The sequence below is a fragment of the Candidatus Allofournierella excrementavium genome (assembly GCF_048526665.1).
GTDB lineage: Bacteria > Bacillota > Clostridia > Oscillospirales > Ruminococcaceae > Allofournierella_A > Allofournierella_A excrementavium.
In genome coordinates this window covers 74,334-84,381 of the sequence record NZ_DBGFPE010000004.1, presented here as the reverse complement: position 1 = coordinate 84,381, position 10,048 = coordinate 74,334, and the positions used below count along the sequence as shown (strand labels likewise).

The 10,048-nt window shown below is 62.5% G+C and carries 10 protein-coding genes and 1 riboswitch; of the genes, 6 read left to right on the top strand and 4 right to left on the bottom strand.

All coding sequences use genetic code 11. The features are described 5' to 3' along the window. A partial coding sequence (locus ACMI1Q_RS00845; protein WP_419502473.1) for an IS110 family transposase occupies positions 1–395 on the bottom strand: 395 nt, incomplete at its 3' end. Between the two features lie 258 nt (positions 396–653). Between ACMI1Q_RS00845 and ACMI1Q_RS00840 the strand changes: the two genes are divergently transcribed. The 3 genes from ACMI1Q_RS00840 to ACMI1Q_RS00830 all read left to right on the top strand — a co-directional run bounded on the left by ACMI1Q_RS00840 (position 654) and on the right by ACMI1Q_RS00830 (position 3,751). Then, positions 654–1,421, top strand: a complete 768-nt coding sequence (locus ACMI1Q_RS00840) for a glucose 1-dehydrogenase (protein ID WP_419502472.1) — start codon at positions 654–656, stop codon at positions 1,419–1,421. 66 nt (positions 1,422–1,487) lie between these two features. Beyond that, positions 1,488–3,062 (top strand): BCCT family transporter, encoded by a 1,575-nt coding sequence (locus tag ACMI1Q_RS00835; RefSeq protein WP_419502471.1) that lies wholly within the window; start codon positions 1,488–1,490, stop codon positions 3,060–3,062. Positions 3,063–3,253: 191 nt separating this feature from the next. Continuing rightward, on the top strand, positions 3,254–3,751 hold the full coding sequence (locus ACMI1Q_RS00830) for a pyridoxamine 5'-phosphate oxidase family protein (RefSeq protein ID WP_419502470.1): 498 nt from the start codon (positions 3,254–3,256) through the stop codon (positions 3,749–3,751). A gap of 56 nt (positions 3,752–3,807) precedes the next feature. On the opposite strand, the gene ACMI1Q_RS00825 is transcribed toward ACMI1Q_RS00830, so the two are convergent. Beyond that, positions 3,808–4,350, bottom strand: a complete 543-nt coding sequence (locus tag ACMI1Q_RS00825) for an ECF transporter S component (RefSeq protein ID WP_419502469.1) — start codon at positions 4,348–4,350, stop codon at positions 3,808–3,810. A gap of 148 nt (positions 4,351–4,498) precedes the next feature. Between ACMI1Q_RS00825 and ACMI1Q_RS00820 the strand changes: the two genes are divergently transcribed. Genes ACMI1Q_RS00820 through ACMI1Q_RS00810 form a run of 3 tightly spaced genes read left to right on the top strand, consistent with a single transcriptional unit; the run spans position 4,499 to position 6,803 of the window. Further along, entirely contained in the window at positions 4,499–5,188 is a 690-nt protein-coding gene (locus ACMI1Q_RS00820; RefSeq protein ID WP_330055896.1) for a Crp/Fnr family transcriptional regulator, read from the top strand. A 21-nt stretch (positions 5,189–5,209) separates the two neighbouring features. Next, positions 5,210–6,178 carry a glycosyltransferase family 2 protein gene (locus ACMI1Q_RS00815; RefSeq protein ID WP_330055894.1) on the top strand — a complete coding sequence of 323 codons (969 nt, stop codon included), beginning with the start codon at positions 5,210–5,212 and terminating at the stop codon, positions 6,176–6,178. After that, complete coding sequence (locus ACMI1Q_RS00810; protein WP_418441165.1) at positions 6,171–6,803, top strand: flavin reductase family protein; 633 nt, start codon at positions 6,171–6,173, stop codon at positions 6,801–6,803. Before ACMI1Q_RS00815 ends, ACMI1Q_RS00810 begins: the two co-directional genes overlap by 8 nt. A 53-nt stretch (positions 6,804–6,856) precedes the next feature. Here the strand turns inward: ACMI1Q_RS00810 and pflA are convergent, their stop codons facing one another. Next, on the bottom strand, positions 6,857–7,594 hold the full coding sequence (pflA, locus tag ACMI1Q_RS00805; RefSeq protein ID WP_419502468.1) for a pyruvate formate-lyase-activating protein: 738 nt from the start codon (positions 7,592–7,594) through the stop codon (positions 6,857–6,859). 15 nt (positions 7,595–7,609) lie between these two features. After that, positions 7,610–9,838: a formate C-acetyltransferase gene (gene pflB / locus ACMI1Q_RS00800; protein WP_419502467.1), complete on the bottom strand. Its 2,229-nt coding sequence runs from the start codon at positions 9,836–9,838 to the stop codon at positions 7,610–7,612. A gap of 69 nt (positions 9,839–9,907) precedes the next feature. After that, positions 9,908–9,991, bottom strand: a riboswitch (ZMP/ZTP riboswitch). Between the last annotated feature and the right edge of the window lie 57 nt (positions 9,992–10,048).

Genomic DNA, 10,048 nt, shown 5'->3' with positions numbered 1-10,048 from the left:
TCCTCGTTGTGGTATGCTGTATCTGTGTAGGGTTTGAGGCCCGCATCGGATAACAGCATAGAAGCAATCGTTCGTGCATCCACCCGGTCGGTCTTAGTCTTTCGTAGACTGAGGCTCTTTCGGTAAAGATTTGCGCGCAAGGGGTTCAAGACATAGGTGGCCAGACCGTTGTCAAGGAGAAACCCGAGCAGATTGTAGCTGTAATGTCCGGTAGCCTCAAGCCCTACTTTTATTTTGTCTTGTGAATTGCTGCATTTCCAGATTTGTTGAAGCAGGCTGTGAAAACCGTCCATGGTGTTCGGGATAGTGAACACATCCGACAGGACTTCCCCTTCGGAGCTGAAAATGAAACAATCGTGCTTATCTTTCGAAACATCGATGCCAACAGAAACCACCATAACAAATACCTCCAACGATAAATATGTGATGCTGCATCCACAGTGCACCTTACTTTTGTAGCCTTGTTCCACATAAACCGTCTGGCGGTATTTAACTGATCAACAAAATTGTAAGGGGCTGTGGTTGGAACCTTTCTGGAACCATCTCGTGGTAGGAGGTTGCAACCAATCCACAGCATCCCTTACAGTGTAGCACAGCCCTTGGAGAGGGGCTCTAATAACTACTACTCTATAATACAAGGAAGTTGACATTTCATGGATCGTTTGAAAGGTAAAGTTGCCATCATCACCGGCGCCGCCCAGGGCATTGGCGCCTGCACCGCCCGCATCTTCGTTCAGGAGGGCGCCAAGGTCGTGGTCGCCGACATGAACGAGACCGACGGCCGCGCCGTGGCCGCCGAGCTGGGCGAGAACGCCGCCTTCTTTAAGCTGAACGTCACCGACTACAACGCCTGGAAAGAGTGCGTCGCCGTCACCAAGGCCACCTTCGGCAAGCTGAACGTGCTCATCAACAACGCGGGCATCTCCTACCGCAAGGACATCGCCGGCACCTCCCTGGAGGAGTGGGACCGCACCATCGCCGTGAACCAGACCGGCGTTTTCTACGGCATGCAGGTGGCCATTGAGGAGATGCGCACCAACGGCGAGAAATGCTCCATCGCCAACGCCTCCTCCATCGAAGGCCTAGTGGCGGAATCCGCCTTCTTCGCCTACTGCGCTTCCAAGGGCGCCGTCACCCTGATGACCAAGGCCGCCGCCCTGTACTGCGGCGAGAACCGGCTGAACATCCGCGTGAACTCGGTGCATCCCGGCTACATCATCACCCCCATGGCCTACGACGACGCCCGTCAGAACGGCCAGACCATCGAGGAATACTCCGCGGAGTTCATCCAGAAGCACCCCATCGGCTATCTGGGCAAGCCCGAGGACATCGCCTACGGCTATGTCTACCTGTCCTCCGACGAGGCCGACTTCGTCTCCGGCACCCAGCTGGCCATCGACGGCTGCTACACCGCACAGTAAAACGCATCCGGCACGCCGGGACTCCGCTGCGGGTCTCGGCGCGCCCTGCATAGAGGGGGAAACGCATTGAAACACGATCGCTGGAACATCGAACCGGCCATCTTCTGGCCCACCATCCTGATTTTTGCAGCCGTGTCGGTGGGCCTGTTTGTGGGCGGCGACACGCTGTTCACCGTGCTGAGCAGCCTGCTGCAGACCCTCACCACCCGCCTGGGGTGGGTGTATCTGTGGATCTACATCATCAACTTCATCTTCCTGGGCTGGCTGGCCTTCAGCAAATACGGCAGCATCAAGTTCGGCGCGCCGGACGAAAAGCCCGAATACAGCAACTTCAGCTGGACGTGCATGGTGTTCACCACCGGCATCGACGCCTCCATCATGATCATGTCCCTGTTCGAGCCCATCCAATACGTCAGCGCGCCGCCCTTCGGGCTGGAGCCTTTTTCCGCCGAGGCCTATGACTATGCCCACATGTACGGGCAGTTCCACTGGGGCCCCAGCGCCTGGACCATGTACATCCCGGCCACCATCGCCATTGCCTACACCCTGTTCGTGAAACGCACCGACACAACCCGCATCAGCAACGCCTGCGTGCCCGCCTCCGGCTGGCTGGAGCGGCACCTCTGGGCGCGGCATCTGCTGGACGTGATCATCGTGTTCGGCATCATGGGCGGCATCGGCGCTTCCATCGGCCTGGAGATCCCCGTGATCTCCCGCATTTTCCACCAGCTCACCGGCGTGGCCGACACCCTGGGCCTGAAGTTCATCATGCTGGCCGCGCTGCTGGTACTGTTCGGCAGCTGCGTGTATCTGGGGCTGGAAAAAGGCATGAAATGGCTCAGCAGCGCCACGGTGTACATCACGCTGGGCTTTCTGGTGGTGACCCTGCTGTGGGGACCCACCAGCTACCTCATCGACGCCGAGACCAACAGCATCGGCCTGCTGGCCTCCAACTTCGTGCGCATGAGCACCTACACCGACCCCCATCTCGCCTCCGGCTTCCCCCAGAACTGGACCATCTTCTACTGGGGCTGGTGGCTGGCCTACATGCCCGTGATGGGGCTGTTCGTGGCCCGCATCTCCCGGGGCCGCACCATTCGTCAGGTCATCTGCGGGCAGGTGCTGTGGGGCTCGGTGGGCTGCATGACCGTGTTCGGCATCATGGGCGGCTATGCGCTGTATGTGCAGCGCACCGGCATCGTTGACCTTGCGGGCATTCTTGCCACCGAGGGCCAGGAGGCCGCCATCACCGCCCTGCTCTCCACCCTGCCGCTGCCTCAGCTGATGCTGGTGGTGTATCTCATTTCCTGCTTCGTCTTCCTTGCCACCACCATCAGCTCCTCGGCCTACATCCTGTCGTCGATGACCAGCAAAAAGCTCAGCGGCTACGAGAATCCCGCCCGCTGGAACCGCCTGCTGTGGTCGGTGGTGTTCATGCTGTTCTCCGCCGGCATCATGGTGGTGGGCGGCATGGAGACCATCAAGCTGGTCTGCGTGCTGGCCGGCTTCCCGCTGATCGCCGTCGTGCTGCTTCTGATGCGGTCCATCCGCCGCATGGTGAAGACCCACGCCGATCCTTCTTTTCCGTCTGCCAGCCGGAGCGAACCAAACGCTCTGACGGCCGAACATACATCCTCTTGAAACTGTCTTCTCTCAAGAACAGGGAGGGCCCGGCCTTTCGCCGGGCCCTCCCTGTTCTTGACTTTCCGCGGGATGGGGCGTATAATTTTCCTGAAAAGCCGCCGGGTTTTTGCGTCTTGGTCCCATTCCGTTAGGCCTTTGAAGGAATGGTGACGGGGCGCTTTATTTTTTATCATCGAGAGGTGTTTTTTATGTTCAAGGAAATGCGCCGCCACAAACAGCTTTTGAACGCCGAGGAGACCGCCGCCGTGCTGAACAGGGGCACGTCCGGCGTGCTGGCCCTTTCCGGCGAGGACGGCTACCCCTACGCCGTGCCCCTCAGCTATGTCTTTGACGGAGACAAGCTCTATTTCCACTCGGCCAAGGCCGGCCACAAGCTGGAGGCCCTCCGCCGCTGCCCGAAGGCGTCCTTCTGCGTCATCGACCAGGACCAGATCGTGCCCGAGGAATACACCACCTATTTCCGCAGCGTCATCGCCTTCGGCACCATCCGGGAGCTGGAGGACGACAACGAAAAGCGTGCGGCCATTGAAAAGCTGGCCCGCAAGTACACCCCCAACGACACCCCCGAGGGCATGGACGCCGCCATCCGGCGGGACTGGGCGCCCCTGTGCATGCTGGAGATGACCATCGACCACATGACCGGCAAAGAGGCCATCGAACTGGTAAAGGCGAAAGAAGCGAAATAAAACGGCAGGAGCCGGCCCCTTGCGGGGGCCGGCTCCTTTGTTCGTTTTGAGAGTTTTCAGGCCTTTTGCAGCACGAAGCCTTTCACTTTTCGCAGCAGCGGCCAGAGGATGGCGCACAGCACGCCGCCGATGAGGGCGGTGATGAACTGGTTCACGCCGAACATGGTGGAAACGGTGGCCACCTGCTTTTCGTTGAGCACGCCGCCGAAGAGGGGCAGCAGCACGAACTGCAGGCCTGCGGCCATCACGGCCACCTTGGCCGCCGCGCCCAGAAGGAAGCCCAGCCAGAAGAATTTATCCTGTTTGCGCAGGGCCCAGGCGCACACCACCAGGGCGGCGTTGCCCGCGGCCACCAGCACGATGAGCTGGGGCATGAGCTGCATGACGGGGCTGGGGGCGATGAGGAAGGCCAGGATGGGGCTGAGCACCGCGATGCAAAGCCCGCTGCCAAGGCCCACGGCCAGGGCGGCCAGCAGCAGGATGAGGTTCACCAGCGGGCCGGTGATGAACTGGCTGACGGTCTTGAACTGCTGCACCACCACGCAGAGCGCCAGCAGCAGCGCGGTGCGGGTGAGAAAGCGGGTGTAGTACTGTTTCATAAAATTTCCACCTTTCCCGGGGTACCTTCGCCCCTCTTTGCATTGCTTTTCCTTGAAGATTTTACTATAATGTGGGATAGATTGCTGTTGCCGCCGCAACAGTTGTGATTTTTTTGTTTATCTTCTTTGTGCAGAAAGGAGCCGCCCCGTGGAAGAATACTATCCCCTGCTGGCGGCCACGCCCCTGTTCGCGGACATCCCGCCGGAGGGCCTCGCCCGGCTGCTGGGCTGCTTTGCGCCGGCGGTGCGCCGCTACGAAAAGGGCGACATCCTGCTTCTGGCGGGCTACGACACCGGCGAGATCGGCATTCTGCTGGAGGGCAGCGCCACCGCCCTGAAGACCACGCCGGACGGCGCGGCGGTGGCCATCACCGACCTTGCCCCGGGCAGCGTGTTCGGGGACGTGCTGGCGGGCAGCGCGGTGAAAAGCCCGGTGACCATCACCGCCCGCAGCGCTTCCAAGGCGATGTTCATCTCCTGCCGCAAGCTGCTGTGCCCCTGCGCCGCCATGCACCCGGAGCACACCCAGCTGATGCAGAATCTGGTGCGCACCATCTCGGAAAAATACTTCGACCTGAGCCGCCGGGTGGACCTGCTCATCCTGAAAAGCCTGCGCTCCAAGCTCTGCGCCTATCTGCTGGGGCAGGCCAAGGCCGCCGGGGCGGACACCTTTTCCATCCCCTTCTCCCGGGCGGGGCTGGCGGAGTATCTGAACTGCGAGCGCAGCGCCCTGTGCCGCGAAATTTCCCGCATGCGGGCGGAGGGCCTGATCGAGACCTACAAAAACAGTTTTAAAATCCTGGACCGGGCGGCCCTTGCCCGGGAGTACCAGCGTTGAATCTTTGGGAGGAACGAAAAAATGAAGGAACTTCCTGTCTTGTACATCGTCATCCCCTGCTACAACGAGCAGCAGGTGCTGCCTGTCACCGCGCCGATGTTCTTTGCGAAGCTGCGCGGGCTGATGGCCGACGGCCTCATCGCCCCCCAGAGCCGGGCGGTGTTCGTGAACGACGGCTCCAAGGACGACACCTGGGCCATCATCCAGGACCTGGCGGCGAAGGAGGAGCTGGCGGAGGGCATCTGCCTCTCCCGCAACCGGGGCCACCAGAACGCCCTTTTGGGGGGCCTGATGACCGTGAAGGACCGCTGCGACATCACCATCAGCATCGACTGCGACGGCCAGGACGACATCAACGCCATGGACGAGATGGTGAAGGCCTACCACGACGGGTGCGAGGTGGTGTACGGCGTGCGCTCCAAGCGGGACACCGACACCTTCTTCAAGCGCTTCACCGCCGAGGGCTTTTACAAGCTGATGAACTGGATGGGCGCGCAGGTGGTGTTCAACCACGCGGACTACCGCCTGCTCAGCAGCCGGGTGCTGAACGAATTTTCCAACTTCAAGGAAGTGAACATTTTCCTGCGGGGCATGGTGCCGCTGGTGGGCTTCAAGAGCACCAGCGTCTACTACGAGCGGGCCGAGCGCCTTGCCGGCGAGAGCCACTATCCCCTGAAAAAGATGCTGGCCCTGGCCTTTGACGGCATCACCAGCCTTTCGGTAAAGCCCATCCGCATGATCACCGGATTTGGCGTGCTGGTAAGCTGCATCAGCTTCATCGGCGTGATCTGGGCGATCGTTGCGGCGATGCTGGGCCACACGGTGGCCGGCTGGGCCAGCACCATCTGCATCGTCTGCTTCATGGGCGGCATCCAGCTTTTGTGCCTGGGCGTGATCGGCGAGTACATCGGCAAAATTTACATGGAGACCAAGGCCCGGCCCCGCTTCATCATCAGCGAGACCACCTTTGAGGAGAAGGCCCATGAGTGAAGAAAAACTCTCCTGGCCGGGCAGCGCCCTGCTGGGCCCGGTGCCCCCGGTGCTGGTGAGCTGCGGCGAAGGTGAGAGCGCCAACCTCATCACCATCGCCTGGGCGGGCACCGTCTGCACCCAGCCGCCCCGGGTGTCCATCTCGGTGCGGCCCACCCGCCACAGCTACGGCCTCATCAACGAGAGCGGCGAGTTCGTCATCAACCTGCCCACCACGGCACTGGCCAAGGCGGTGGACTGGTGCGGCGTGAAGAGCGGCAAAGACGTGGACAAATTCGCCGCCATGGGCCTGCACACCGCCCCCGCCTCCAAGGTGGGCTGCCCCCTGCTGGCGGAAAGCCCGGTGAACCTGGAGTGCAGGGTGTTCCAGCGCATCGAGCTGGGCAGCCACGACCTGTTTCTGGCGGACGTGGTGGCGGTGGACGTGGACCCCGCCCTTTTGGACAGTGCGGGCAAGCTGCATCTGGAAAAGGCGGGCCTGCTGGCCTATGCCCACGGCGACTACTACGCCCTTGGCAAGCAGCTGGGCAAGTTCGGCTGGAGCGTGCGCAAGAAAAAGCCCGCGCCCAAAAAGACGGGCGTGCGCCCCCAGACCCCTTCCTCCCCCCGGCGGCCCCGCAAGTGAACCGACGCAAAAAGCGCCCTTCGGAGTATTTCTCCAAAGGGCGCTTTTCTTTGTCATTCTGCCGGGGCGGCCAGAGGGCCCAGCGCCGCGCGGAAGGGCGCAAGGTGCTCCTCGCCCGCCGGGGGCGTGCCCTCCAGCGGGAAGGGGACGCCCAGGGCGGCGTACTTTTCGATGCAGAGGGTGCGGAAGGGCAGCAGCTCCACCTTTTCCACATTGTCATACCCCTTTGCCAGCGCCGCCAGCCGGGCCGCGGCCCCGGGGCCGTCGTTGAGGCCGGGCACCACCACGTGCCGCAGCCACACCGGGCGGCCCATTTTTTTGCAGAGGTCCAGGAACGCCAGGGTATGGGCAAGGCTGCCGCCGGTGTGGCGGCGGTAGTCCTCCTCGGTGGTGAACTTCAGATCGGCCAGCACCAGGTCGGTGTGGGCCAGCACCTGTTCCGCGTCCGCGAGGCTCGCCGCGCCGGAGGTGTCCACAGCGGTGTGGAAGCCCTCGGCTTTGAGGGCCGCCAGCAGCGCCGCGGCAAAGCCGCTCTGAGCCAGGGGCTCGCCGCCGGTGAGGGTGACGCCGCCGTTTTTCTTGATGTAGGGCGCGCAGCGGCGCACCTTTTGCAGCACCTGCTCCACCGTGGCTTCCTGCCCGCCGCCAAAGGCCCAGGTGTCCGGGTTGTGGCAGTAGGCGCAGCGCAGAGGGCACCCCTGAAAGAACACCACATAGCGCAGGCCGGGGCCGTCCACCGCCCCCATGGACTGGAAGGAGTGGACGCGGCCGGTGAGGGCGCTGTTTTCCATGGGCGGGTCCTCCTTTTACATGGCGCTGTGGAAGGTGCGGCGGATGACCTCCCGCTGCTGCTCCCGGCTGAGCTTGTGGAAGTTCACCGCGTAGCCGGAGACGCGGATGGTCAGGTTCGGGTATTTGGCGGGGTCCTCGTAGGCCTCCTCCAGCATCTGACGGTTCATCACGTTCACGTTCAGGTGATGGGCCATCTGGGCGAAGTAGCCGTCCAGCAGGGCCACCAGATTGCCGTGGCGCTCGGCCTCGGTCTTGCCCAGGGCCTCGGGCAGGATGGAGAAGGTGTTGGAGATGCCGTCCTTGCAGCAGTCATACTTGAGTTTGGCCACCGAGTTGAGGCTGGCCAGCGCGCCGCTCTTTTCCCGGCCGTGCATGGGGTTCGCGCCGGGGGCGAAGGGCTCGCCCGCCTTGCGGCCGTCGGGGGTGGAGCCGGTCTTTTTGCCGTAGACCACGTTGGAGGTGATGGTGAGCACCGAGAGGGTGGGCTCGGCGTTCCGGTAGAGGGGATGCTTTTTCAGCTCCTCAAAGAAGAGACGGGCCTGCTCGGCGGCGATGGAGTCCACCCGGTCGTCGTCGTTGCCAAAGGCGGGGTACTCCCCTTCCACCTCAAAGTCGCTGATGAGGCCGGTGGCCTCGTCCCGCACACAGCGCACCTTCGCGTACCTGATGGCGGAGAGGGAATCGGCCAGCACGCTGAGGCCGGCGATGCCGAAGGCCATATAGCGGTGGACTTCCGTGTCGTGGAGGGCCATCTGCAGCTTCTCGTAGGCGTACTTGTCGTGCATGTAGTGGATGATGTTCATGGTGTTGGCGTACACCTTCGCCACCCAGGCGCGGTAGAAGTCCAGCCGGCGGCAGACCTCGTCGTAGTCCAGGTATTCGCCCTTGAATGGCTCGGTGGCCGGGCCCACCTGCTCGTTCTTCATCTCGTCCCGCCCGCCGTTGAGGGCCATGAGCAGGAGTTTGGGCAGGTTGGTGCGGGCGCCGAAGAACTGCATGTCCTTGCCCACCCGCATGGCGGAAACGCAGCAGGCGATGGCGTAGTCGTCGCCGTAGATGGGGCGCATCAAATCGTCGTTCTCGTACTGGATGGCGTCGGTGTCGCAGGAGACCTTTGCGCAAAAGCGCTTGAAGCCCTCGGGCAGCGCGCCGGACCAGAGCACCGTCAGGTTGGGTTCGGGGGCGCTCCCCAGGTCATAGAGGGTGTGCAGCACCCGGAAGGAGTTCTTGGTCACCAGGGTGCGGCCGTCCTCGCCCATGCCGCCCACCGCCTCGGTGATCCACATGGGGTCGCCGCCGAACAGCTCGTTGTAGGAGGGGGTGCGCAGGTGGCGGGCCATGCGCAGCTTCATCACAAAGTGGTCCATCAGCTCCTGGGCGCCCTGCTCGGTGAGGATGCCGGCGGCCAGGTCCCGCTCGAAGTAGATGTCCAGGAAGGTGCTCACCCGGCCCAGGCTCATGGCCGCGCCGTTCTGCTCCTTGATGGCACCCAGGTAGCCGAAGTACAGCCACTGCACTGCCTCGTGGGCGTTGGCGGCGGGGCGGCGGATGTCGCAGCCGTACATCTCGGCCATGCCCGCCAGCTTGTTCAGAAAGTCGATCTGCCGCCAGACTTCCTCGATGAGGCGGATGACGTCGTCGGTCATGGGCCGGGCGTGCAGCTGGGCCATGTCCTTTTGTTTTTCTGCCGCCAGCCTGTCCACGCCGTAAAGGGCCACCCGGCGGTAGTCGCCGATGATGCGGCCCCGGCCGTAGGCGTCCGGCAGGCCGGTGATGAGGCCGCAGTGGCGGGCGGCGCGGGTCTCAGGCCCGTAGACCCGGAACACGCCGTCGTTGTGGGTGGTGCGGTAGCGGAATTCTCCCTCGATTTTGTCCGAGAGCTTGTAGCCATAGGCCTCGCAGGCGCTGCGGGCCATGCGGATGCCGCCGAAGGGGTTCACGCCCCGCTTGAGCGGCTCGTCGGTCTGCAGGCCCACGATGAGCTCGTCCTCTTTGTCCAGATACCCGGGGGCGAAGGTGAGCAGGCTCATCACCGTCTGGGTGTCCACCTTCAAAACGCCGCCCTTTTCCCGCTCGGCGGCCATCAGGGCCTCCAGTTTGGCCATCAGCCGCTTGGTGCGCTCGGTGGGACCGGCGAGAAATTTGTCGTCGCCGGTATACGGTTTGTAGTTTTTTTGGATAAAATCCCGAACGTCGATTTTCTCCTGCCACGCGCCGGGCACAAAATTGTTCCACTGTTCCATGATTGCAAAGCCCCTTTCGGTGTGTTTTGTGCCGCCCGGAAGAAACAAAAAAGGGCAGCACCGCGTATGCGATGTTGCCCAGACGGTCGGCATAAAACGCGCCTCACTCCCCCGTGGTGTGCCCACGAAATTCCGTCAGTTGTGAGGGCGGTGTTTTGCTGTGAAAACAATATTCAGTATACAGCAGGCGCTTTTGCTTGTCAACACACA